General features: G+C 72.6%; 16 protein-coding genes. 7 read left to right on the top strand and 9 right to left on the bottom strand.

Annotation, left to right across the window (positions count from 1 at the left end):
* Positions 1–28: 28 nt before the first annotated feature.
* Positions 29–952, bottom strand: a complete 924-nt coding sequence (thpD, locus tag AS857_RS14800) for an ectoine hydroxylase (protein WP_058043560.1) — start codon at positions 950–952, stop codon at positions 29–31.
* A 2-nt stretch (positions 953–954) separates the two neighbouring features.
* The gene (locus AS857_RS14795; protein ID WP_058043559.1) at positions 955–1,353 is read right to left on the bottom strand and encodes an ectoine synthase; all 399 of its coding nucleotides are present in this window, start codon (positions 1,351–1,353) and stop codon (positions 955–957) included.
* Between the two features lie 372 nt (positions 1,354–1,725).
* Between AS857_RS14795 and AS857_RS14790 the strand changes: the two genes are divergently transcribed.
* The 7 genes from AS857_RS14790 to AS857_RS14760 all read left to right on the top strand — a co-directional run bounded on the left by AS857_RS14790 (position 1,726) and on the right by AS857_RS14760 (position 7,544).
* Positions 1,726–2,763 carry a beta-ketoacyl-ACP synthase III gene (locus AS857_RS14790; RefSeq protein WP_245699834.1) on the top strand — a complete coding sequence of 346 codons (1,038 nt, stop codon included), beginning with the start codon at positions 1,726–1,728 and terminating at the stop codon, positions 2,761–2,763.
* An 11-nt stretch (positions 2,764–2,774) separates the two neighbouring features.
* Complete coding sequence (locus tag AS857_RS14785) at positions 2,775–3,059, top strand: acyl carrier protein (protein WP_058043557.1); 285 nt, start codon at positions 2,775–2,777, stop codon at positions 3,057–3,059.
* A 32-nt stretch (positions 3,060–3,091) separates the two neighbouring features.
* The gene (locus AS857_RS14780; RefSeq protein ID WP_063804255.1) at positions 3,092–3,967 is read left to right on the top strand and encodes an alpha/beta fold hydrolase; all 876 of its coding nucleotides are present in this window, start codon (positions 3,092–3,094) and stop codon (positions 3,965–3,967) included.
* A 35-nt stretch (positions 3,968–4,002) separates the two neighbouring features.
* The gene (locus AS857_RS14775; protein ID WP_058043556.1) at positions 4,003–5,016 is read left to right on the top strand and encodes a 3-oxoacyl-ACP synthase III family protein; all 1,014 of its coding nucleotides are present in this window, start codon (positions 4,003–4,005) and stop codon (positions 5,014–5,016) included.
* A gap of 73 nt (positions 5,017–5,089) precedes the next feature.
* The gene (locus AS857_RS14770) at positions 5,090–5,332 is read left to right on the top strand and encodes an acyl carrier protein (RefSeq protein ID WP_058043555.1); all 243 of its coding nucleotides are present in this window, start codon (positions 5,090–5,092) and stop codon (positions 5,330–5,332) included.
* Entirely contained in the window at positions 5,329–6,267 is a 939-nt protein-coding gene (locus AS857_RS14765) for an alpha/beta fold hydrolase (protein WP_058043554.1), read from the top strand. Before AS857_RS14770 ends, AS857_RS14765 begins: the two co-directional genes overlap by 4 nt.
* A gap of 20 nt (positions 6,268–6,287) precedes the next feature.
* On the top strand, positions 6,288–7,544 hold the full coding sequence (locus AS857_RS14760; RefSeq protein ID WP_058043553.1) for a glycosyltransferase: 1,257 nt from the start codon (positions 6,288–6,290) through the stop codon (positions 7,542–7,544).
* A gap of 160 nt (positions 7,545–7,704) precedes the next feature.
* Here the strand turns inward: AS857_RS14760 and AS857_RS39565 are convergent, their stop codons facing one another.
* From AS857_RS39565 to AS857_RS14730, 7 genes are all read right to left on the bottom strand, one after another.
* On the bottom strand, positions 7,705–7,890 hold the full coding sequence (locus AS857_RS39565) for a hypothetical protein (protein ID WP_144440821.1): 186 nt from the start codon (positions 7,888–7,890) through the stop codon (positions 7,705–7,707).
* 153 nt (positions 7,891–8,043) lie between these two features.
* A complete protein-coding gene (locus AS857_RS14755) occupies positions 8,044–14,292 on the bottom strand; it encodes a type I polyketide synthase (protein ID WP_058043552.1) in 6,249 nt (2,082 codons plus the stop codon).
* Entirely contained in the window at positions 14,282–20,746 is a 6,465-nt protein-coding gene (locus tag AS857_RS14750; RefSeq protein WP_063804254.1) for a type I polyketide synthase, read from the bottom strand. The genes AS857_RS14755 and AS857_RS14750 overlap by 11 nt, the downstream gene beginning before the upstream one ends.
* A 91-nt stretch (positions 20,747–20,837) precedes the next feature.
* Positions 20,838–22,475, bottom strand: coding sequence for a PfaD family polyunsaturated fatty acid/polyketide biosynthesis protein (locus tag AS857_RS14745; protein WP_079110338.1), 1,638 nt, complete (start codon positions 22,473–22,475; stop codon positions 20,838–20,840).
* A 7-nt stretch (positions 22,476–22,482) separates the two neighbouring features.
* Positions 22,483–23,778 (bottom strand): cytochrome P450, encoded by a 1,296-nt coding sequence (locus AS857_RS14740; RefSeq protein WP_144440820.1) that lies wholly within the window; start codon positions 23,776–23,778, stop codon positions 22,483–22,485.
* Positions 23,779–24,218: 440 nt separating this feature from the next.
* Positions 24,219–24,554, bottom strand: a complete 336-nt coding sequence (locus AS857_RS40660; RefSeq protein ID WP_058043549.1) for a hypothetical protein — start codon at positions 24,552–24,554, stop codon at positions 24,219–24,221.
* Positions 24,555–24,804: 250 nt separating this feature from the next.
* Positions 24,805–25,380 (bottom strand): hypothetical protein, encoded by a 576-nt coding sequence (locus AS857_RS14730; RefSeq protein ID WP_144440819.1) that lies wholly within the window; start codon positions 25,378–25,380, stop codon positions 24,805–24,807.
* Positions 25,381–25,384: the final 4 nt, after the last annotated feature.

Genomic DNA, 25,384 nt, shown 5'->3' with positions numbered 1-25,384 from the left:
CGGCGCGCAGGAAAGAGCTGCGGTGGCGTCACAAACGCGGGGTTGTCACCGCGGAACTCCGAACAGGGGTGAAATCCCGGGCGGCGATGAATTCGGGGCGCCGGGCCGGAGCGGCGAAGGGCTCCACGGCTGCGTTCTCCACGCTGTTGAAGACGATGAAGACGTTGCTGCGCGGCAGCGGAGTGATGTTGCTGCCCGAGCCGTGCATGCAATTGCAGTCGAACCACGTCGCGGACCCTGCGGGGCCGGTGAGGAGCCGGATGCCGTGCTCGTCGACCAGCCGTGCCAGGGCCCGGTCCGAGGGCGTCCCGGCCTCCTGCATCCGCAGCGACGTCTTGTAGTTGTCCGGGGGCGTGGCGCCTGCGCAGCCCAGGAACGTGCGGTGCGAGCCCGGCATGATCATCAGGCTGCCGTTCGTGACATCGTTCCCGGTGAGGGCGATCGACACCGAGACCGCCCGCATCCGGGGCAGGCCGTCCTCGGCGTGCCAGGTCTCGAAGTCGGAGTGCCAGTAGAAGCCGCTGCCCCGGTAGCCCGGTTTGACGTTGACCCGGCTCTGGTGGACGTAGACCTCGGATCCCAGGAGCCGGCGGGCGCGGTCGACCAGGCGCCCGTCCCGTACGAGGCGCGCGAACACGTCGCTGATCCTGTGCACCTCGAAGACCGACCGCACCTCGTCGGACCCCGGCTCGGTGACCGTCCGCTCGTCCGTCCGCAGGGCGGGGTCATGGATGAGCCGTTCCACCTCGGCGCGGAACGTCCCGGCCTCCCCGGACGTGATCAGACGGTCGACGGTCAGGAAGCCGTCGCGTTCGTACGTGGCGAGGTCCGCGGCGGTCCACGGGCCGGCCGCGGCCTCCACCTCCCGGCCCGGCCAGACCACCGGGTCCGACCGCTCGGTGACCACCTCCGCACTCCCCCGCGTCGGGTAGAGATCGGTGACGGTGGTCATCGTCACCCCTCCTCCGTCAGGAGCGGATAGACCCCGTTCTCGTCGTGGTCCTCGCGGGCGACCACCGGCGGATTGAACACGCAGATGCACCGGAAGTCGGTCTTGGGGCGGACCGTGTGCCGCTCGTGGCCGTCCAGCAGGTACATCGTCCCGGGGGTGATCCAGTGCTGCTCACCCGTCTCCTCGTCGGTGAGCTCGGCCTCGCCCTCGACGCACACGACTGCCTCGATGTGGTTCGCGTACCACATCGACGTTGCCGTGCCCGCGAACATCACGGTCTCGTGCAGGGAAAATCCGACCCGCTCGCGCGCCAGGATGATGCGCTTGCTGTGCCAGGTGCCCGAGGCCGACCGCACGTGCCGCTCGGTGTCCTCGAGGTCATTGAAAGATCGAACAATCACAGCGCTCCACCTTTACTGGTGCCACGGTGCCGTGCGACCGCCGCTCGCCCGTCGGCTGCTCGCCCCTCGGCGGTCGACCGGGCGACCGGGCGACCGGGCGACCGGCCCTCGCGAAGCATTACCGGGCATCAGCTTGGCGTCGCCCGGGCCGGGCAGCACGCCGGTCACCGCCGAACGAAGCAACCGGCCGCGAGCAAACAGCTCACGGCCACATGCATCCAGCGCCAGAACAAGAATTCCAATGCCCGCCCGTTCGATGATCGCACTTTCGTTGCATGGTGAATGCGATCCGGCCGAAGGTTTCTCCGACTCCTTTGACGGGCGCTTAATGCGTGAAATACAGTGACGCACGATTGACGCACGATCGCAGACTTGCTGTCGATCCGGGGGATTCGTATGGCCAGTTCCGCTTCCGTAGTGGCCGGTGTCGGTTCTCACCTCCCTCCGCGCGTGATCCGTAACGACGACCCGGCGCTTGCGAATCTCGGTTCGAGTGACGAGTGGATTCGCAGCAGGACGGGGATCGGGTGCAGACGGTGGGCGGAGCCGGGAACCAGCACGGGGGACCTGGCGGTCGAAGCGGGCCGTGCGGCCTTGCAGAGCGCCGGCGATCCGGTCGTGGACCTCGTCGTACTGACGACCACGACGCCCGACCACCATTCACCGGCGACGGCTCCGTGGGTTGCCGCCCAGCTGGGGCTGGGCACCTTGCCGGCGTTCGACGTCGCAGCCGCCTGTTCGGGGTTCACCTACGGGCTGGCCGTGGGCGACGCGTGGATCCGGTCGGGGCAGGCGGAGTGCGTCCTGGTCCTGGCCGCGGAGACGCTGTCGACGATCACCGATCCCTCGGACCGCGGCACCGCCGTGGTCTTCGCCGACGGGGCCGGGGCCGTGGTGCTGCGCGGCGGCGAGCTCGATGAGCCCGGCGCCGTTCAGGCGACCTGCCTGGGCAGCGACGGCACGCAGAAGGACCTTGCCGTGGTCGAAGCCGGCGGCTCCCGCCGGCCCGACCCCGGTGCTCTCGCATCGGTGGCGGACCGCTGTCTGCGGATGCAGGGCCCGCAGATGTTCGCCCACGCGGTGCGCCGGATGACCGAGGTGTCCCGGGAATTGCTGGAGAGAGCGGGATGGCCGGTGGATTCCGTCGGCGCATTCATCGGCCACCAGGCCAACCAGCGGATCCTGGACAAGGTGGCCGACTTGGTGGGTGTGCCCGATGCCAGCCGCTTCGGGAACATTCACCGAGTCGGCAATACCTCTTCGGCATCGATTCCTCTGGTCATGGACGACTTGGTCAAGGCCCGGGCCGTCGCCCCCGGTACGCGGACGCTGCTGACCGCGTTCGGAGGCGGCGCCGTATGGGGGGCGGTCGCGTTGTCCTGGCCCGATCTCAAACCCGCACGACGGTAAGGGAGTTCTTCATGGGGGAGCCGGTTCAGCGGCCGTTCGACTTCATTCGCAACTACCTGGCCACCACCTACGACCTCGATCCCGAGGAACTGACCGGCGGCCGTTCGTTCGACAGCCTCGACCTGGACTCCATCGCGCAGGTGGAAATGTTCGTGACCGTTTCCGACCACTACAGGATCCAGCTGAACGACTCGCTGGCCTCCGGGAACACCACCCTCCAGGAAACGGCCGATCTCGTGCAGGAGGCCCTGGACGCGGCCGGCGGCCGGCAGCAGGACGCGCCTGCGATCGGCTGACTCCGAACGACCCGACCCTGCGATGGAGAACCGTGACCAAGGCGATCACCCACACCCTGCAATTGGACGGGCTGTCGTTTTCCTACCAGGTGGTGAACACCGACGCCCCCGTCATCGAGCCCGTGCTCGTCCTCGGGGGCGTTCTGCAAGGCATGCACGGCTGGTCCATCATGGAGCGTCACGTGCTGCCCTACGCCGGCCTGATCTCGGTGGACCTCCCCGGCGCCGGCGAATCCACCCCGCTGCGGCCCGAGCAGGACATGGAGACCATGTGCCGGGCCACCGAGATCATCATCGACGACCTCGGCCTGGAGCGCGTCAACTTCCTCGGCTACTCCTTCGGATCGGCGGTCGCCTTCCGCTGCGCGCAACGACGCCCGGAGCGGTACGCGAAGCTGGCCCTGGGCGGCGTGCCCGTCCGCATCAGCGACAAACTCGTCGACCTGTGGATGCGCGGCGCCCAGCGGATGCTGTCCGGGGATGCGAACGGTTTCGTCGACGTCCTGGCGGAGATGTTCCTGTGCTCCGACACCGAGGCGACCGTCAGAAACCGGGATGTGGTGCGTCAACTGGTCAAGCGGATGACCCTGCGGGCCGTCACCAGCAGCGCGCACGGGTTCCGGACGATGGAGCGTTCGGTCCTGGAGAACCTGGATCCCCAGGGCGGTCTGGACGGTGTTCCCACGCTGGTGTTCTGCGGCGAGCACGACACCATCAGCTCCCTGCAGGAGCAGAAGGAGTTCGCGGCCACGATCGGGGACTGCACGTTCGCGGCGATCGGTGAAGCCGATCACTGGGTGTTCCTGCAGCGCCGGTACGAAGCGAGTGACTTGGTGATGCGGTTCTTCACCGGCCGGCCACTCACCGATCTCGACTACCTGATCGAACCGGCCATGGCTGTCGGGTGACGACCACCCACCACCTCGCCTCAACGGAAAGAATCGTGGCAGAAGAGCAGAAGACGAACACGGTGCTGGCGGGACTGGGGTGCTGGCTGCCGCCGACCGTGGTGACCAATGCGGATCTCATGAGCCCCGTCATGGACGACTTCGTACGGCGGCGGATCGGCATCGCCCGCCGGCACCGCGTCAGCGCCGGCGAGGCCACCGTTCACCTGGCCACGGAAGCAGGTGCCCGTGCGCTGGCCTCGGCCGGCGCGTCGCGCGTCGACGCGCTCGTCCTGGCCACCACGACCCCGGACCGGCTCTGCCCCGCCGGAGCTCCCGAAGTCGCCAGCCGCCTGGGCATGACCGGCGTCCCCGCCTTCGACCTGAACGCCGGCTGCTCGGGGTTCCTCTACGGCTGCGAGCTCGCCCGCGGGCTGATCGCCGCCGCCACCGCGGGAACGGTTCTGGTGATCGGCGCCGAAAGCTCCTCCACCATGATCAATCCCCGGGACTCCAGCACCGCCCCGATCTTCGGAGACGGCGCAGGCGCAGCCGTACTACGGCGGGCCGAACCAGGTGAGTCCCCCACTTTCGGCCCGTCGGTATGGGGCAGTGACGGCACCCTCGCCGACGCCATCGCCATCCCGGCCGGAGGCTCCCGGCGGCGCACGCCCGCACCGGACCTCGGCGGCGCCGATGCGTTCCTGCACCTGCGCGGCGCCGAAGTCGTGCGCAACGCCGTCAAGCGCATGAGCGCCGCCGCGATCGCCGCCGCCGAGGCCGCGCGCTGGAGTCTGGAGGACGTCGACGTGCTCGTCGCGCACCAGGCGAACGCGGCGATCACACAGGCCGTGGCCGCAGCCCTGTCCTTCCCGACCGCCCGCATGCCGACCAACATCGAGCACGTCGGCAACACCGCCGCAGCGTCCGTTCCGATCCTGCTCGCACACGCCGCCTCCGACGGCGCGATCAAACCCGACCAGCGGGTGCTGATGGTGGCCTTCGGCAGCGGCCTGTCATGGGCCGCCACCACCGCCACGTGGCCGCACGCTCTCACTCCCCACCTGTGACCCACGGTCTCAACCCCCGTCTGTGACTCACGGTCTGCAACCCCCCACCCGTCACTTCCGGAAGGTCAGGCGCATGGACGACATGCAGAAGACGGTCATCGGCATTCTGACCCAAAAGGCCGGGCTGCCTCCCGGGCCGGTCACCCCGGAGGCCACATTGACGGAAGCCGGGGTGGACTCCATGGCCGTCGCCGTACTCGCCATGGTCATCGAGGACGAGTACGGTCTGGCGATCACCGAAGCCGACCTGTCGGCGAACTCCACCGTCGCCGACCTCGCGGCACTCATCGGAAGGCACCTGGCGGCGAAGGCGTGACCCGGCAAGGCTCCCCGCTCCTCTCCGCCCCTGCCGGCGCGCGCGACCACCGCATCACCTGGAGGGCCGCAGATTACCCGTGCAGGACCGTCGTCCCGCACGGCCCGGCCGGCACCGAACCACTCCTCGTCCTCAGCGGCGGCCTGCAGACCAGGCACTCGTGGGCTCGCTTCGAGCGCCACGTGGCCTCCCGGTTCGCCCTCGTCATCCCCGACCTGCCACCCGCCCGCACACCCGGGCAGACTGCGCAGAGCCTGAGCTGGGACGACCTCACCGACGCCGCCCTGCGTGCCGTGGACCAGCTGCGCATCCGCCGCTTCGCCGTGCTCGGCGTCTCCTCCGGCTACCCCATCGGATACCGGCTCGCCCAGCGCCACCCCGATCGCGTCACGCGGCTGCTGCTCTTCGGCGCTTCGCCCCGGCCGACCCCTCGCCTGGCGGAACTGATCGGCAAAGGGCTGGACCGGGAGGCCGACGCCCGGAGCCCGTGCTCCGCCGAAGGCCCGTCCGATCGACTGCGAGCCGCCCGCGAACTGGTCGGCGTCCTGACCAACACCGAGGCGGCGGAACGGCACCTGCTGATCAAAGCCGCAGGGCGCGTCGTGCTCGACCAGCTCGCCGCATCCGCCGACGACCCCCTCATCCGCTACGTCCACGACCGGGGGTTCCTTCTGCTGCGCGATCCACTGCCCCCGGGCGGCGTCCGTGGCGTTCCCTCGCTCGTCGGCGTGGGCGAGTTCGACACCGCCACCACCGTCGCCGACAACCGGGCCGTCGCAGCCACCATCAGCCGCGCGACCTTCGTCGTCATGAAGAACGCCGACCACCTGCTGCACATGGAGCGCGACGCCGACTTCGCCACGCTCGTCGCCCTCTTCCTGGACGGCAGGCCACTCGGCACCCTGCAGCACTGTTCCATCGAGAAGATGCCCTGAGCTCCGGGAGTCCTGCAGCCATGCGATCCCCTCTCAAGCCTCAACCAGCCACGCCGCAGCGCATCCTCCTGGCCACCTGGGGAACCACCGGCGACATCGCCCCCTACACCGGCCTCGCAACAGGCCTGAGCAGGTCCGGGCACCAGGTCACCGTGGTGACCTCACAGCGGTACGCGGCTCTCTTCCGCGAACACGGGCTCCGGGTGCGGGCCATGCCCCTGGACGAGCAGGAAGCGGCGGTCGGTGCGCACAAACCGCGCCGCGCACGGATCGACAACGGCCGGGACATGGCACTCACCGCAGGCAAGGCGCTTCTGGAAGCAGCCGGTGAAGGCACCGACGTCCTCCTCGCACATCCTCTGATGCACCCTCAAGCGGCTGTCATCGGCGAAGGGCTCCGCCTGCCGTGCACCGGCGTCTACACCGTCTCGCACGCCATGATGCTTCCACGGCTCATCGCCGGGACCCCGCGCCTGCGCTACACAGCGGCAGATGCGCTGGTCAAACGCATCCTCAGGCCGGTGTACGCACCGGCGACCAGCGCCCTACGGCGCGAACTCGGCCTGAGTCGCCGCTTCACCGGCGACGCCCTGATCCCTTCCGCCCGTCGCCACACCGTCTACTACGGTTTCGGCAGCGCTCTGCTGCCCGACCGTTTGCCTCTGCCCGCCGCACACAGGACCGTCGGCATCTGGCGGCCCGCTCAGCCGCCCAACTGGCGCCCTGATGACCGTCTCACCGATTTCCTCGCCTCCGGGCCCGCACCCGTGTACTTCGGCTTCGGCAGCATGGGCCGGGACCAGGCGGAACGGTTGTCCCGGATCATCACTCGCACCGTCCGCCGGCTCAGGATCCGCGCCGTCGTCCAAGGCGGCTGGGCCGGTCTGACAGGCGACGGCGGCGACGACATCCTCACCATCGGGGAATGCCCGCACGCCTGGCTCTTCCCACGCATGACCGCCGCCGTCCACCACGCAGGGCTGGGAACCACCCATGCCTCCCTGCAAGCCGCTCTCCCCACCCTCCCCGTCCCCTTCAAGTTCGACCAGCCCTTCTGGGCCGCCCGGCTCCGCTCCCTCGGACTCACCCCCGCCGCCATCCCCATGCCTCGCCTCGACAGCGACAGCCTCGGCCTCGCCCTCACCCGGCTCCTCGCCGACGGCCACTACCGCGAACGGACCCGCCGCATCGGGGCCAGGATCGAGGAGCAGGACGGCATTGCGGGGGTCGTCCGCGCGCTCGGCCATGCCGGTCCGGCCCCGGCTCGTGCTCAATGAAGGTCCAGCGATCGCACGCAGTGTCCTTCCGGCGACGGCATCCGCAACGGCGCGGGGTCTCCGCCGACCACTGGTCGGCGGAGACCCCGCCACGTGCCGCGCCAGGGGCCCTGGCAAGGGTCGGCGCGAGTCCCCCGGTCCGCACCCACCCTGGAGATCATCAGTCGGGGCACGTCCCACCGATGGGGGTGCCAAAGGCCACGGAGCCGTTCTGTACGAGCCTGCAGAAGTCGCCGCCGAGCGATGCCGGGGCTGCCTGAGCGGACGCGGCCGGGGCGACCACTCCCAGCACGGTGAGGACGGTACCTGCGGCGAGCGCGAGGACGGTTCGGCAAGTGCGGCTCACGGAGACTCCTTCAGTGTGGTGGTGGCGTCGTCGTAAGCCTTTCCCTGCCGCTGCATAAGATTGCTCGGGGGACGGGGCGCAAGGGAGGCCGCGAAGGCGCGTTCGGCCACCTGCGCGCCAACGGTGCGGCCAAGCCGGCACGGCCTGCGTACTTCACGCGCGGCCCAGCCTCATCCCCAACCCCCGCACCCGGTAGATGCGGCGATCGTCCACCCAGAGCCATCCGTCGGCAGAGACATGGCGCCCCCGTTCGTCCTCACCCTCCTCGACGACGTCGATGCCGACGGTGACCTGCCCGTCGGTGGGCACGACCTGGCCACGGTACCGCCAGGTGAACTCCCTGTCCGTCAGGGGTTCGAGGGTCCCGTCGGCGATCGCTGCCGCCGGGGCGGTCTTCAACAGGTGGAACTGCAGCAGCTGGGCCATCGCCTCCACGCCCAGGGAACCGGGCTGGACCGGGTCCCTGAAGAAGTGCGCCTTGAAGAACCAGGCGCCGGCGTCCACCGTCTTCTCGGCACGCAGCCGGCCCAGGCCCGCCGGGCCGCCGTCCGGCCGGTGCCCGGTGACCCGGTCCAGCATCCGCAGCATGGGGCCGGGAAGCCGCGCGCCCCCGGCCGGGCGCCGCCCTGTGAGGTCGGCGCTCAGGTCGTACGGCATGGCCCACTGCGTGCGCTCGTCGGCGTCGGCGGGAATGCCAACCTGCCGGTCCAGGGCGGTCTGCGGGAAGAAGCCGAACGACGAGGTCACGGTCAGCAGGGGCACGTCGTCGGCCGTGCAGTCGACGGTGAAGGAGACGATCGTGGTGTCCCCGTGCCGGACGGCTCCGGAGAGCTCCACCCGGGTGCGCAGGGTCCGTGTACCCGGCCGCACCTGCTCGTGCAGACGGGCCGTGCCGTCGAGGTTGCGGAAGACGAGCCGGGGGCCGGTGGCGAGGGAAGCGTCGGCAGTGCGGACGGCGAGCCAGCCGCAGGGCTGCAGCGCGACTTCCATCAGCACCGCCCAGGGCATCACGGCGCTGCCGTTCTGTTCGAAGTACCAGACGTCCGGCGGCACGTCGTACTCGGCGACGATCGAGCTGCCCGGCCGCGGGGCCCCCGGCATTGCGTCCAGGGACACGATCCGGCTCATGAAGTGGTAGGGCGGTCCGGGCAGGCGGATCACCGTGGCCGCCCGGTCCATGACGGCGGCCCACGGCCCGAAGGCCTGGCTGGGTCGCCCCCAGGCGCAGGCGAGCAGCGACGGATAGTCGAAGGCGAAGCCGTTCTCGGTGGCCGCCGGACGGCGTTCGCGGTGGCCGACGAGGCCACCCAGCAGCCGGGGTTCGAGGCATGCGCCGGTGGTCTGCTCGCGGTGCGGCCCCAGCGCCCGCCAGTGGTCCAGCGGGGCGTCCCGCGCCAGGCGCAGCGCCAGGTTCCGGCCGTGGAACGCGTTGACGCCGTCGACGGTGACCATGGCTTCGGCGTACAGCACGGGTTCCGGGCCGGTGCTCAGGCCGCCGACGTGGATCTCGTAGACCACGCGCCTGCTCGCCGGGGTCGCCTGGCCGCGGCAGCGGGACACGGCCGTGACGCCGGGTACCGCCTCGAACCCGGCCCCGTCCCGGTCGATCGTCAGCCCGAGCGCGGCCAGGTAGAAGGCCATCGCCTGCTGGGCGCCGTGGCTCATCAGGGTGCCGGGGAGGACGGGGTCGTTCTTGAAGTGCCCTTCGAAGTACCAGCCGTCGGGGTTCAGTTGCAGCTCGGCGCGCAGATAGCCGCGGCCGAGCGGGCCTCCGGCCGGTTCGAACGCGGTGATCTCGTCGATGAGCAGGAGCCGCCCGCCGTCGATGCGGGGCGTCCGGAGGTGGGCACGGGTGGTATCCCATGCGGGTCCGAAGCAGTCGTAGGGCCTGCCGTCGGCGAAGGCCCGTACGGCCTCGGCGTCGAACCGGTCGGCAGTGGGTGGTGGGGCGACCGGTTCGAACGGCAGGTCCGGGGACGGGGCCGCGTCCGGGGTCCACCGGATGCCCTCTGCTGCGGCCAGTTCGGCGTCGGTGAAGAATCCGGCTTGGCCGTTGCGGATGCTGAGGACGTGCTCGCCGTCGGCGAAGCAGTCGGAGTGGAAGAAGAAGAGCCGCGTGCCCTGGTGTTGCGCGTGGCCGTCGACGTGGATCTCGTACCGCAAGGTCCGTCCCAGCCCCGGCGCGGTGCCGTGGTAGACGGCCTCGCAGCCGAGGAGCCGGTAGACGCGCTCGCCCCGGTTCAGCAGGTCGATGCCGAGCCAGCTGATGAGGAGCAGGTCGGCCTGGCCTGCCTCGACCAGGAGGCCGCCGGGGATGCGGCCGGTGTGGTCGAGGAACCAGGAGTCGGGCCTGAGGTCGGTTTCGGTCCAGATGGTGCCCGTTCCCATGGAGGCCGGTGCCGCGTCGATGCCCGTGACGCGGTCCACCAGCAGCAGGGGCGGCCCGGGCAGCCGGGTCTGGCGCCGGTAGCCGTCCTGGGCGGCGAACAGCGGGCCGAGGAGTGCGGAGACCGGTCCGTCCGCCAGGCGTTCCAGCTGGGCGCGATCGAACTTGGGCCCGGGCAGGGCCGGTTGCCGCGACGGCGGAGCGGCGGGCGGTGCGGGAGCCGGCTGCGGGCCCGCGGCCGGCGGCGGAGCCGACCCGCGGGGCAGGGCGTCCTTCGCCTGCCGCCGGCCCGTCATCAGCTGCTGTCCCTGCAGGAACCGCTGGTGCAGGGCGGCCTGATCCGCCAGGTACTGCCGGTGCAGGTCGGTGACCCGGGTCCGGTGCCGTGCGACGGCCGCTGTGCCGGAAGCCGCGGACGAAGCGGCCGCTGACGGGGGCGGGACCACGGACCGCCGCCCGCCCTCGGGGGCCTCCGGGAGCACCGGGGGCAGGCCCGGTGCCGGCCGCATGACGGTGACCGCTGCGTCCGGTGCGGGCAGCCTGACGGCGGGGGGATGGGCCGGTACGCGCAGCATCCGGTCCGCCACCGTTCCGGGGCGGTCGGTGCCCGGGTTGCCGGTGCCGGTGCCGGTGCCCGTCGGACCGAGCAGCCGCAGCAGGGGTGCCGGGTCGCACAGTCCCGCAGCCGCCAGGCGCTCCACGGAGCGGTGCAGCCGGTGCAGGGCCCGGCCGCCGGGTTCGTCGAGTGCGACTGCCAGGTGCTCCCGTCCCTGCAGGATGCGGCCGATCCAGTCGGTGCACAGGGAGAGGGGGCCGTGCTCGACGAAGACGCGGACGCCGTCGGCGTAGGCCCGCTCGATCACCGCCGGGAAGTCCACCATCCTGGTGGCCTGCGCCGTGAGGGCGTCGGCGGCGCTCTCCTCGGTGGGCACGTACGGTTCGGCGGTGTCGCCCCGGTAGAAGCGGACGCCCGTGACCGGCACGGTGCGGCGGCGGTGCAGCCGGTGCCAGGCGTCGCGGACCGCCTCCAGTTCGGGAGCGTGGGCGGCGATGTCGTAGTCGAGCCGGACCGCTCGGTGGGCGAACCGGTCCCGTACCAGGGCGGCACAGGCGGTCTCCTCGCCTCCGATGACGCACACGCCGGGGGCGTTGACCGCCATCAGGTGCACGGCCGGCTCGGCGGCGACGGCTTCCCGGACCTCTTCCGGCGGTGCGGTGAGCAGGTAGTTCCGCCAGCGGCTTCCGGTGATGCCGCGGGCCTGCCAGGCGCGGCGGACCGCCCGGTACTCGCCCGTGACGTCGCGGGTGAACAGGTCGCCGCGCCGGGCGTCCTCGGCCAGGGCGGCGGCGTCGGGCCACGCTTCCAGAGCGATCAGCGCGGTGGTCTCGCCCGAGGAGTAGCCGATGGCGGCGTCGGGCCGCAGGCCGAGCGCGTACCGGGTGATCAGTGTGTGCAGGGCGGCGAGCCGGGTGGTGGCCCAGATCCTGCCGAGCACGCCCGTGCCGGCGAAGTCCGCGGGCGGCCAGGGGACGTCCCCGGTGTCGCAGCGGTGCCGGACGGCCTCGGCGAGGTCCGGCAGGGCGAGGGTCAGTTCCCGGCCCATGCGGGGGTAGGCGGCAGAGCCGTTCGTGTACACGAAGGCGACCTGTCCGCGGCGCCGGTCGGTCGTGGGGGCGGCACGGAGCCGCACCCGCCGCTGCGGGCCTTCCAGGACCTGGACGACGGCCTCGGCCGTACGCACCGGCATCCCGATTCCGGGGAGCCGGCCCGGCCGGGGCCCGGCTCCGTGGCGCAGAGCGGTGACGGCGGTCGCGACCGCGAGCAGGCCGGCGGCCGCGTGCGGCGTGCCGAACAGCGCGGAGTTGTCGCAGCAGTCCTCCGCGCCGTCCAAGGGGATGGTGCTGACCCGCAGGTCGGGTGGACCGTCGCCGGGCTCGGGCCCGTCCAGGACCGCAAGGACCGGTTCCCCGGCCCGCTCGGCGTCCGGCAGCCGTTTGAGGACGAGGACGACTGCGGCGTCCCCCGGTTCCCGGTCCACGCCCAGGTCCCGCAGGGCCTCCCGGTGTACGGGGTCGTGCGCGAGGTCGACCGCTCCGACGACGGCGGCGTCCGCCTCGTCCGCCCTCAGGAAGCGGGCGGCCAGGGCGAGGGCGGTGGTCCCGGAGTCCTCCTCGGCCGAGACGGTGAGGCCGGGCCCCGTCAGGTCGAGCTGGCTGTTGATGCGGTTGGCGACGATGTTCATCATGGCGCCCAGGGCTCCGGCGGCGGTGCCCGGAGGGGTGAACGCGTCCTGCAGTCCGGGCGCCGCACCGGGCGGCAGGGGCAGCCCGGCACACTGCCAGATGTCCTCGATCCGGCGGCGGGCGACGTGCCGGCCCACCTGCGGGTCGACCCCCGCCCCCACGACGACGGCCGTGCGCGCCGACGGGAGGGACACGCCGCGGGCCGCCTCCCGCGCGGCGTCGAGGACCAGCAGTTGCTGGGGCAGGGCCTCCCGCAGGTCCACGGGAGGGAACCGCAGGCCCTGCAGAGCGATGCCGACGCTCCCGCGCGGCTCCCGGACGGGCCGCCCCGTGCACAGCGCGACGACGAGGTCCTCGGTGCCGCCGTTGCCCCCCACCCGGGCGGCGAGCGCGACGACCGCCAGGGGAACGCCGGCCGGCCGGGGCGCGGAGGCGGGGAACGGGAAGGGTGTGTCGTGCGTGTCCCCGGCGTCGAGGACGAGGTGGGCGTTGGAGCCGCCGAAGCCGAACGCGCTCACCGCCGCCCGGCGGCGGCCGGACCAGGTCTCGTGTTCCGTGAGGAACCGGATCGGCTGCCCCTCCAGCGTCGTGGGGGTGCCGTCGTGCGGGCACGCCGGCAGGACCCCGGCCCCCAGAGCGGCGATCGCCTTGAGCAGGGACGCCCCGCCCGCGGCGGTCAGCAGGTGGCCCACGTTGGCCTTCACGGATCCGGCCGGCAGCCCGCGGTGAGCGGCGAAGACCCGGCCCGCAGACCGGACCTCGACGGCGTCGCCCACGATCGTCCCGGTGGCGTGACACTCCAGCAGCCCCACGGACTCGGGGGGCACCCCGGCCGACGCGTAGGCCGCGCGCATCGCGCGCTCCTGGCCCGCGGCATCGGGGGCGATCAGCCCGGAGGCGCGTCCGTCGTTGCCGAGCCCCACGCCCCGGACGACGGCGAGCACCTGCCGGTCCTGAGCCAGGGCGTCGCCCAACCGCATGAGGGCGAACATGACGGCGCCCTCGGCCGGCACCAGACCGTCGGCCTCCCGGTGGAACGGCCGGCTTCGCCCCGTCGGGCTGCGCACGCCCATGACCGTGAAACCGCCCTGGATGAGCAGAGGGTCGCAACGGCTCACCGCGCCCGCCACCATCAGGTCCGCCGCCCCGTCCTGCAGCCGGTCGCAGGCGAGCTTGACCGCGTACAGCGATGTGGCGCAGGCGGCGTCCAGGGCGTACGCACCGCCCTCCAGTCCCAGCGCGCGGGCCGCGAGCAGGGCCGGAAGGCCGGAGGAGAAGCGGTTGAAGGCGTGGGGCCGGGGCGGCAACGAGGCCAGCAGGGCGTCCCGCACCGGGGGTTCCTGCTGCGCGAGCCATACGTGCTCGGTGTGCCGGGCGGCGGCTGTGGAGGGGTACGACAGGTTGCCGAGTACGAGGCCGGCGCGCGATGGAACGGCAGCCGGGTGCCCGGCTTCGGCAAGGGCCCGGCGCCCGGCGTGGAGGACCCATCGGAAGAGCGGGTCGAGGCTCCCGGCCTCGGCGCGGCCGAGGGTGTACGCAGCGGGATCGAAGACGTCTTCGAAGCCGTGGACGAATCCGCCGACGCCGTGGTCGGCACGGCCTGAGCCGTCGGGGGAGGTCGGCCGGGCACCGGAGGGCAGCCCCCAGCGGTCCTGCGGAACCGGGCCGAGGCTGACCCGGCGGTCGAGGACGTTCTGCCAGAACGCCTCCGGGCTGTGCGCGTCCGGCAGCACGCATCCTCGCCCCACGACGGCGATGGGTTCAAAGGCCACCGGTGTCCCGCCCTTCCTCGCTCGGGGGGCCTTCGGGCGTCAAGGGGCCTTCGGGCGTCAGGGAGCCTTCGGGCGCCGGGGAGCCGTCGAGCCGGGGGCTCGGGAGCCTGTCCGGTCGCCGGATCAGCCCGACGTCGAACAGGTCGGCGAACGGAGTGCCGTCCTCGCCGGCCAGTCGCAGGTGGCACCACGCCACGTCGTCCTCGGCCCGGACCGCCTGGAGGGTGCACGTGACCGGGCCCTGTGCGAGGCCGCGGTGGTGGAGGCGGAAGGTGCCCACGGACATCGGGAGCGCGGCCTCTCCGAGGACTTCCGGCGCCCAGAGCACGGCGAGTTGCAGGGCACCGTCGAGGGCGGCCACGTCGCTCTGCCACGTGTCGCCGGGCCAGCCCAGTGCGGCCGAGCCGGCGAGTGTAGCCCGGGCGCCGGCCTGTCCCATCCCTCCGATGCTCGTCAGCGCGTGGAGCAGCGGGCCGTGGAAGAGTACTTCGCCGTCGTAGACCTCCCCGCGCTCCCAGGGCGGCAGGGCAGGGACGTCCGTCTCCGCCGGTGCGGGCGGGGGCGCTCCTGCCGGGCCGTCGTCGACCACGGCGAGCGCCCTGCAGTGCACGCGGCCCCCGGCGCCGCGCAGTTCCACGGTCAGCGAGCCGGGATCCGCGGTCCCGTTCGTTCCGTGGAGGGTGAACTCCTTGTCCTGGGTGTCCGTCGTCTCCCAGGAGGCCGGGAGCAGGACGCGGATGTCACGCAGCGTCAGGGCGGCGGCAGCAGGGTTCCAGGCTCGGGCGGCCGCAAGGATCCACTCCAGGGACTGCGCCAGGGGCAGGACCGCCCTGCCCCGGATGACGTGGTGGGCCAGGTACGGGTGAGTGGCCGGGGTGACGCGTGCACCGGCGGCCTGAGGACGCCGCATCCCGGGCGGCGGCAGGAGGGCTGGAAGTTCCTCCTGTCCTCGGGCGCCGACGGGCACGGCTACGAGGAGCACGCGGCCGTCCTCTCCCGGGCGGGTCAGTTCCTCGACGAACGCCTGTGCTCCGGCCGGGACGTCCAGGAGAGGCACTCCGGCCGCCGTGAAGTGGTCCGCCAGTGCGGGGGTGACCATGCCGCCCTGCCAGGGGCCCCAGGCCAGGGCTCGCACCCGGCAGCCGGGGCGGGCGGCCGCCTCGCCGGCCGCCACCTGGTGGAGGGTCTCGTTGGCCATCGCGTAGTCGCTCTGCCCCGGGTTCCCGAAGCAGCCGGCGACGGACGAGAACAGGCAGAGGGTCCGCAGCGGGTCGCCGGCCGTCGCGTCCAGGAGCACGCGCAACCCCGAGACCTTGGTGCCGAAGACGTCGTCGAACTGCTGGTCGGTCTTGTCCGCGATCCGCTTGTCCGCCAGCACTCCGGCACCGTGGACGATGCCGGTGACCGGTCCCCATGCGGTGCGCACGACGTGCAAAGCGGTTCGCACTGCGTCGGGGTCGCGTGTGTCAGCCGGGATGTAACGCACGGGCGCGCCTGCTTCCTCGATCGCGGAGAGGGTCCCCCGGATCTCGCGGACTGCCAGGATGCGACGGGCCTCCTCGGCGAGTCCGGCCGGGGTGGCACCCGGTCGCTGCGCGGCGAGCGCCCGTACGAGGGCGGGTTCGTCCCTCCCCGGCGGCAGCCCCGGGGGCTCGTCGGCCAGTTCGGTGCGGCCCAGCAAGGCCAGCCGCGGCCGCCTGGACCGGGCGAGCGCCGTCACCGCGGCGGCGGTCACCCCGCGGGCGCCACCGGTGACGACAATGACGTCGTCGGGGCCCGGGCCGCCGTCCTCCGCTCCCGGCGGGGCGAGGACGGCCACTCCCGTCACACGGCTCCCGTCCGCAGGGAGGCCCACTTCCAGCAACGGCCCTCCGTCGAGCAGTTCCCCGACGACCGCGTCGGCCACCGCCTCCGGCGAACGACCCGATCGCGCGCAGTCGACGGCCTTGACCACGGCCTCCGGCCATTCCCCGGCGAGCGTCCGCACGAGGCCCGCGAGGCCGCCCAGCCAGGCCCGCTCGCCCTGCGCGCCCCCGGCTCCGAAGTCCCCGCCCGTGTCCTGCACGGTGACGAACACCCCGCCCTCCTCGGCGAACCGCGGTGCCACCGTGCGCGCCGTCCGGAAGGCGTCCCGCTGCACCTCCAGCATGGCGTCGACCGTCAGGTCCTCGGCCAGGCCGCCCAGCAGCAGCACCGCCCGGCTCCCCGGCGGCGGCTCCGTGACGGCTTCGGCGGGGACTCCCCGCTCCCCCAGGCGCCGGGCCACGAGGGCGGCGAGTCCGGAACCTCCGTCGACCACGTGCAGGACGTGCTTCCCCAGGCCGGGCACCGCCAGGCCGGTGGGCGGGGCGGGGACGGTGCGCAGCGCGTAGCGCCCCACGACGGCCGGGGCCCGGGCCGGCCGCCCCGGCGCCGTGGCGGAGCCGGAAGGACCGGGAGGAAGCGCCGGTGCCTCGGCGGGAGCGGGCCCCAGCGCCGGTGCGTCCGCAACCGCCGCCGTGCCGCCGGTCGCCTCCCGGATCTTGCCGACGACCTGCCGGAGCGTCCGCAGGGACACCAGCTCCGTCGGGTCGCCCTGCATTTCGGGCAACTCCCCCGTCCGTTGCCGCAGCACGGAGAGGATCTCCACACGTTTGATGGAGTCGATGCCCAGCTCCGACTCCAGCTCCATGTCCAGGTCGAGCATCTCGAGCGGGTAGCCCGTCCGCTCGGCCACGACAGCCAGCAGTTCCTCCTCCAGTTGCGCAGGGTCGAACTCCGCCGGGCCGGGCCCGGTGACGGCTTCGACGGCCTGCGGCACGACAGGAGACGGTACGAGGGCCGGGACGGCGGGCAAGGGGACTGCCGTGCTGTCCGGCCGGGCGGCCGGGGGCACGGCTGCGGACGCCTCAAGCATGCCGGAGGACCGCTCCGGCAGCGGGGCCGCGGGCTCACCGGGCGCTGTTCCCACCAGCGCCGCGAAGGACGTCTCGGACATCCTCAGGAATGCCTGATGCGCCTCGCTCATGGAGCGCAGGAAGACGGCGTGGGCGTCGGCTGTCTGGCGCTGGGCGTCCTCGATCAGGGCGACCCGGGCGTCGTCCTCGTCGGCCGGCGGGGGTGGGGAAGGGGCTGGAAACGGGGACGCATCCGGCGGTACGGGGAGCACCGCCGGAACCGGCTCGGGCCCGTGCAGCTCCACGGCCGGAGCCTGGACGCCGGGCAGCGCAGGCGCCTCGGGCATGCCGAAGACGCCGGGCCGTACAGGCGCCGCCTCGGGTTCGGCAGGCGGTGCGGGAACAGCGGGCGGGACCGCCCGGGGCGGCGGCACCGGCGGTGCGAGAGGTGCCGGCGGGACGACCGCGCGGGGCCCGGTGGACTGCGCGGATCCGGGGGCGGGTTCGTCCGCAGTCTTCCGCCGGTCCGCACTCCCCGGCCGTTCCGTGGCCCCCCGGGCCGCATCCTGCGGCGGATAGCGCCGTCCGTAATTGCCGCCGTCGATCTGTACGGTCATCCTGGGTGCGCGTTCCTGGCCGGCGGGGCGCGGCATGGCGTAGTGCTGCCAGTACGGCGCGAAGTCCAGAGGAATCCCGTGGACGGACAGCCGGGCCAGCGCGTCCTGGAAGGCGGTCACGCCGTGCGTCCCGCGCCGGTCGAGGGGTACGGCCAGATGGGGCCTGTCACCGAGGATCCGGTCCACCAGCGCCGTGAGGGTCGCGCCCGGTCCGGCCTCGACGAAGGTCCTCACCCCGGCCCGGTACATGGCCTCGATCTGTTCCGTGAAGCGCACGGGTTCGGTCAGGTGGCCCGCCAGGCGGGCGCGGATCTCCTCGGCGGCGGCAGGGTAGGGCGCGGCGTCGGTGTTGGAGAACACCTCCATGCCCGGGGGTGAGAGCGTGGCAGCCGCAAGGGCCGCGGCGAAGGGGGCCCGGGCGGCCGCGACGAGCGGGCTGTGGAAGGCGGCGGAGGTGGCCGGCGGCACCGTGGCGGTACCGGCGGCCTTCATCCGCGCCGCCACCGTCGCGATCGCCTCGGGAGTGCCCGAAACGACCGTCTGCCCAGGCCCGTTGTGGTTGGCGATCCACACGTCCTCCGCCCCGGACTGCGCCAGTGCGTCCCTGACCTCGGGGAGGCCCGCGAGGACCACCAGCATCGCCCCCGGCGTCGCGGCCCCGGCGTCGCGCATCGCCTCGCCCCGGGCACGGGACAGACGCATGAGCGTTTCACCGTCGTACGCACCCGCCGCGTGCAGGGCGACGAGTTCGCCGAGACTGTGACCCGCGACCGCGTCCGGGCGGAGGCCGAACTCATCCAGCAGGGCGAGCAGGGCCAGGCTGTGCGCGGCCAGGGCGGGCTGCGCCCACTCGGTGGCCGTGAGCAGCTCCTGCTGCGCGGCCTGCTGGTCGTCCGGCAGGGGTGGGGGGAAGACCACGCGGTGCAGCGGCATTCCGCCGGAACCCGCTCCCCCGAGGCCCGCTCCCTCAAGGTCGGCTCCCCCAGGGCCCGCTCCCTCAGGGTCGGCTCCCCCAGGGCTCGCTCCCTCAGGGCCCGTCCCGCTGCTTACCGCGTCCCAGACGGCGAGCGCCCCGGGGTGGTGGGCCGCCAGGTCGCCCCCCATGCCCACGTACTGGGCTCCCTGGCCGGGGAACAGCAAGGCCAGGCGGCCGGGCTCGCGCGGCTCCGCCCCCCAGTGCAGGGCGAGCGGCCGGTCGGGGGTCTCCCCCGCGTCCAGGCCCGCAGCAACCCGGTCGAGCCGCTCGACGAGCCGTGCGGTGTCGGTGGCCAGTACCGCCAGCCGCCGGCCCGCATCGGGCCGGAAGTCCTCCTGGGTACGACGGGCCAGGCCGGCGAGACCGTGCGCCGGCCGCGCGCCGGCCTCCTCCGCGGCACGCCGGAGATCCGCCACCCGCTCGCGCAGCTCTTCGGCGGAGTCGGCACAGAGCAACAGGAGTTCCGTCGGTGCGGTGCGCAGGCGCGGCCGGGAAGCGGCAGGGATACGGGACGGAGCCGGACTGGGACTCGGATTCGAGCTCGGGCTCGGGCTCGGGCTCGGAGTCGGAGTCGGAGTCGGAGCCCGGTGTTCCTCCAGCGTGACGTGGAAGTTGCTGCCGCCGAACCCGAAGCTGGAGACGGACGCGCGCCGCGGGGTGTCCCCGGCCCGGATCCACGGGCGGGTCAGGGTGTTGAGGTAGAACGGGCTGGTCTGCATGTGCAGGCCGGGGTGCGGGCGATCGGCGTTGATGGTCGGTGGCAGCACCTTGTGGTGCAGGGCGAGGACGGCCTTGAGCAGGCCGACCGCTCCCGCCGCGCTCTTGGTGTGGCCGATCTGCGATTTGACCGACCCCAGGGCGCACCACTGCCGGTCGGCACGGCCGGTCGGTGCGAACACCTCCCTCAGGGCTGTGAATTCGGCTTGGTCTCCCGCCTTGGTGCCGGTGCCGTGGGCTTCGACGAGTTCCACGGTGGCGGGTGCGTAGCCCGCTTCCTCGTAGGCCCGGCGCAGGGCGAGCGCCTGGCCTCCCGCCCTGGGCGCGTAGATGGCCGTGCCGCGCCCGTCCGAGGAGCTGCCCAGGCCGCGGATGACCGCGTACACGCCGTCGCCGTCGCGTTCTGCGTCGGCCAGGCGTTTGAGCGCGAACATCACCACGGCCTCGCCGAGCATGGTCCCGTCGGCGTCCTCCGCGAAGGGCCGGCACTCCTGCGTCGGGGAGAGCGCCGGGGTCGTGGTGAAGCAGCAGAACATGCCGATGTCGTTCGTCGCGTCGACGCCTCCGGTGAGGACCAGGTCGGCACGGCCCAGGGAGAGTTCGTCGAGGGCGGTGGACAAGGCGGCGAACGAGCCGGCGCACGCCGCGTCTGTCGTGTGGTTCGTGCCGTGCAGGTCGAAGCGGGCGGCGATGCGTCCTGCGACGACGTTGCTGAGCAGACCGGGAAAGGTGGCCTCGGTCGGTGGTGGGTAGTGCGCGTTGATGCGGTCGCAGACGGCTTGCGCCTCCGCCTCGGGCAGGCCGTGCTCGCGCAGGGCCTTGAGCCAGACCGGCCGCTGCGTCGGGGCGTTGGACTCCGCGAGGAGTCCCAGTGCGGCCGTGCCGAGCACCACGGCGACGCGATCGCCGTCCGGCCGGACGGCACCGCCGTCCGCGGCGTCCCGCAGGACCTGCTCGGCGACCAGCAGGGCGAGCAGTTGCGCCGTGTCCGTCGACGCGAGGTTCTGCGGCAGGATGCCGTAGGCCATGGGATCGAAGTCCACGGTGGGCAGGAATGCGCCGCGGCGCGTGTAGATCTTCTGCGGAGTGCCGGGGACGGGGTGGTAGTAGTCGTCGGTCAGCCAGCGGGTCGGCGGGACGTCCCGCATGAGGTTCCGGCGGCCGAGGATCAGCCGCCAGCTCTGCTCGACGTCACGGGCGTCCGGCAGCAGGGCGCCGAGACCGACGACGGCGACGGGTACGCGGCGCGGGAGCGGCTCATCCGGCATGGTGTGTCCTCGTGTCGCGGAACGGGGCGGAACGGGGTGGGGCGGGGCGGAGCAGTGATCGGCGCGGCCGGACCGGCCGCGCCGGGAGGGGCTAGGCGAGCCGCCGCGGCCGGAAGGCGAAGGCGGCGGCGGGCACGGTGACGCCGTGACTGCGCAGTTGATGGGCTCGGGTGAGGACGGCCGCGCCCTCGAGGAGGTTCAGCGCGATCTGCACCACGTCGCGCCGGCCGGGCTCGGCGAGGAAGCTGTCCGCCGCCCAGCGGTTGAACGCTCCCATGGCCGGGCCGCACCAGATCTGGTAGTCCGCACGGCGCTCGGTGTGCCCCGCCACCGCCCAGCGGCTCGACATGCCCAGGTACCAGCGGAAGGCCAGCGCCATCCGGTGCCGGGGATCCTGCTCGGCCTTGCGGAGCCGGGACGGGTCCCGCTGCTGCCAGAAGCGCAGGGTCTCGGCCCAGACGGCGTCGAACGACGTCCCGAGGATGTCCTGTTCGACCCGGGACCGCTGCCGGGGCGGGATGTCCTCCCAGCTCTCGTGGTCACGGTAGAGCTCGTAGAGCCGGGTGGCGCGCGCGGCGAAGAGCGTTCCCCTGCGCAGCACCTGGAGCTTCACCCCGAGCTCGAACATGTCGGCCGCCGGTGCCATGGTCACGTCGGCGACGTCGGCCTGCGCCAGCATCGCCTTCGCGTCGTCCGACAGCCCCGACTCCCGGGTGGCCTGATTGACGGAACCGGTCAGCACGTACGCCGCGCCGAGGGCGAAGGCGCCGGCCACCGCGGCGGGTGTGCCGAGCCCGCCTGCCGCCCCGATCCTGATGCCGCGGTCGTAGCCGTGCACGGCCGTGAGTTCGTCCCGCAGGGCGAGCATGGCCGGCAGCAGGACCGTGAGCGGCCGGTTGTCGGTGTGGCCGCCGCTGTCCGCCTCGACGGTGACGTCCTCCGCGACGGGCACCCGGGTGGCCAGATCGGACTCGTCCGTGGTGAGTTCGCCCCGCTCCACGAGAGCGCGCACCAGGGGCTCGGGGGCCGGTGCCATGAAGGGCCCCGCGACCTCGGGACGGGACACCTTGGCGAACAGCCGGGTGCCGCGCAGGATCCGCCCCTGTGGTCCGCGGCGCAGCCCGCGGGCGGCGACCTTGATCACCGCGGGGGTGAGCGACATGAACGCGGAGGCGGAGACGGCCGGCACGCGGTGGCGCAGGGCGATCTCGGCTACCCGGTCCTCCAGCATCGGCTCACCGGGCGAATGGATGAGGTTGACGCCCCAGTTCGGTTTCCCCGCGAGCCCGGAGGCCAGCTCGGAAACCGCCCGTTCGACACGCTCCGGATCCAGCCCGGCGGCGCCGAAGAAGCCCATCATGCCCGCCCGGGCCATGGCGGAGACCATGGCCACGGTCGCGATTCCGCCCGCCATCTCCCCGGCGACGTAGGGGAAACGCACGCCGTGCGCCTCGCCGAAGGAGCGGTCCCCGAGCCACTCCGGGTACAGCGGTGGCAGGGTGCCCAGCAGGGGCAGCCCCGGCCGGCCGGGGACGACCGGGCCCGTGGAACCCCCTACGGCGAGCCCGACCCCCCGTCCCGCAGGGGCGGTCACGAGATGGACGGCTTCTCTGATGACAGCCGCCGCACGCAGGATCTCCGTCGGCGTGAAGGCGGCCGGGCGGTCGCCCGGATACCACCGCACGGATGCGGTGAGGGCCGGAGAGGCAACCGGACGAGAAGAGTCCATCACGGCGTCAGCCGCGGGCTGCGCGATCGCCGGCCGCGAACCGCAGCGACATGTGATCGGCAGTGCGAGGGAGGGGGCGCTCGGGTCCGAGACGGTTCGACGACGTGATGCGCCAGTCACGGCCGAGCAGTTCGGTGAGGAGCACGCAACTGGTGGAGAGGACGATCTCCTTGCCGAGGCACTGGGCGGGGCCACGGCTGAACGGTGCGATCGACCAGTCCGCCTCGGCCCGCCCGTCGAGCCACACCTCGGGTTCGAACCGGTCGGCGTACGGAAGGCGCCGGGCGTCCCGGTGGAAGAACGGGGTACAGGCGATCACCGCCGCGCCCGCCGGAAGGGTCCAGCCGCCCGGCCAGTGCGTCTCGGCAGTGGTGTCGCGCACGAGGGCCAGGGTCGTGGGCCACAGCCGCTGGGCCTCCAGGACGCAGGCCCTGAGGTACGCACCGTCCGCGCGGGCCCTGGCCGAATGTTCCGGGCGGCCGGCCAGGAGACCGAGCGTGAGGTAGTCGGAGACAGGGGCGGCATCGAAGGCGAAGAACCAGTGCTGCATCTGGGCCACGGGCTTGATCTCGGCTGTGGCAGGGGTGACACTCACCGCTCGGGCCAGGCCGCCCGGCTCGGGCAGGTCGATGTAGCGCCGGCAGCGGACGAACAGCTCATCGCGCAGACGATGGCGTTTGCGGTGCAGCATGAACCAATTGCCGTCGCTGCGCAGCTTGTCCCGTAGCTCGGTGATGCGCTCGTCGTCCCGGGCGGCGTCACCGAAGACGATCCGGCGCACGATGCGCTGGTAAGCGCCGCGGAACCGCTTCCACGTGAGCGGGCCCCCGACGAGCAGTGGCCGCGCCTCCTCCTCGACGGCTGCCCGGCAGCCTTCGCGGAACCACTGCCCGGCCACGCAATGCTCGATTGCGGCCTCGTTGAACCTGCGCCGCTCCGCCTTGACGGCCCCCGGAGTGATCAACACGGCGTCCGGCTCGAAATGTGACAGGGCGGCCATCTTCTCGCGGTTGGCAGTCGTGAACGACACACCGGTCTCGGCGAGCATGCGGCGAGCGTCGTCGGCCGAAAGGAGGATGAGACCTGTTCTGCCGAAGGCGTTGACGAGCACCGGCCCCGGACCGTGACGCTCGCGCAAGTCGTCCAGAAGCCGGCAGCCCCAAGCGTGGGTGTCCAGTGCGGCCGTCAGCCTGACTCCCAGGGAGCGACGGAGACAGGCTCCCTGGACGAGAGTGGGGAGCACGCCGATGACGAGCAACCGCACGACATCGGTCCGGCCGGCTCGGGTAGGTCCTGGTGCCACGACAGCGACTCCTCCCGCCCGGGAAGCTTCCGGGAAGAGGCTGCCCGGCGCATTCCCCGCTACCCGCAGGAGGAATCGAGCTCACCCGATCAGGTGAGTACGCACGCTGCGGCTGCGGCCGGGACCCTCGACCAAGCCGCCGGAACGGCTGGTACGCCCGGTGGCGTCGTGCCGAGATCCCGGCCGCAGCGGGCTACGGAATCGCGCGATCCGTCGCCGCCCTCCAGTCCCTGCTCTCCTCCGGAGGCCGTACGCCTTCGGCGCGCCTTCCCTCCGGAGCCACCTGCCGTTCGGTGTTCGACGAACAGTCCCACGGCACCGACCTCGTACTCGGCATTCCCTTGCGCTTCGGCATCGGCTACGCCCTCGACGCCGCCGACCCACGCGGCCACGCGCTCCTCCGAGCCGCCTACGAGGCGCTCACGCTCCGAAGATGGTCGCTACACCGGTGCCATGGTGGTCGACGTGGTCGTAGTCGTGGTCGTGGTGCTGGTCGTCGCTGTGGTCGTCGACGGCGCGCCGGTCGTCGACGTGGCCGTCGTCGTCTCGGTCGGCTGCAACAGCCCGCCGGGCAGGTTGCGGCCCTGGGCTACGGGCTGGATCGCCTGTTCGCGGACGCGGGTGAGGGAGTCGATCAGCGGGAGTGCGGCCGCCGCGGCGCCGAGGACCGCGAAGCGCCGGACGACCCGCCTGCGGGACAGGGGCGGCGCGGCGAGCGGGGGCGGCGGGGATGCCAGGAGGTGTTGTGCGTGCAGTTCGTGCAGGGCCCGGTGCACGAGGTGTTCGTCGACGTCCTGGCCGACGCGGGCGGTCGCGGCGGGAAGGAGGAGTTCGTGTCTTCATTCCTCGGCTGAGAACGATGTCACTACGCGGGCGCGTTATGGCTCCACGGGCGCATCACGACTGCGTGAGCGCTTCGGGTACGGCTGTGCGCTCCCGGCGCACGTGGCGCCGGGGGCGCACAGGCGAAGGGCGCGATGCTGCCCTGGTTGCCGCTCGCTTCACCGTCGCGAGGGACTTGATCGCTCATGACGCCGACGGCGTCGGCGCCGTCGGCTCCGCGGTCGCGTAGATGTCCCGGACCCGCGCGGCCAGGGCTTCGTAGGCCGCGTTCGCCTTCTTGCTCACGTCGGTGAAGTCGACCGGTTCGTCGAGGGAGATGCCCGAGGCCGCCCGTGTGATGGCGTCTTCCGCGACGTCGGCCAGTGCCCGGACGTTGTTCGCGAGGATGAAGCCGATCTGCGAGCGCAAGGCGTCGAGAGCGGCGTCCGACGCGTCGGACGCGTCCGTCACGGGCTGCCGGAGGCTCTCCGGCGGTACGGACGGTTCTGCTTGTATGCGCATCCTGTACAGATGCCTGGCGGAACCGAAGGCGAGGAGAGTGTCCATCGCGGTCCGCAGCAAAGTGTTCACTTCGACCAGATGAGTCAGCTCGAACGTCTCACGGCGCTCGGCGAGCACCTTGTGGCGGTCGGCCTTCCTGGCCAGCGCCTCACGCCTGAACTGGGACCGGTTGTTGAAGATCCCGGTCGCCAGGACCGTGGCCTGGCCGAGCAGCATGGACGAAACGATCCAGAACCAGCTCCAGCCCCCCGTAGCCATACCG

The sequence above is a fragment of the Streptomyces roseifaciens genome (assembly GCF_001445655.1).
In the GTDB taxonomy this organism is placed as follows: domain Bacteria; phylum Actinomycetota; class Actinomycetes; order Streptomycetales; family Streptomycetaceae; genus Streptomyces; species Streptomyces aureoversilis.
Note: the sequence above shows the minus strand (reverse complement) of the source record. Positions and strands in the feature narration are given on the sequence as shown.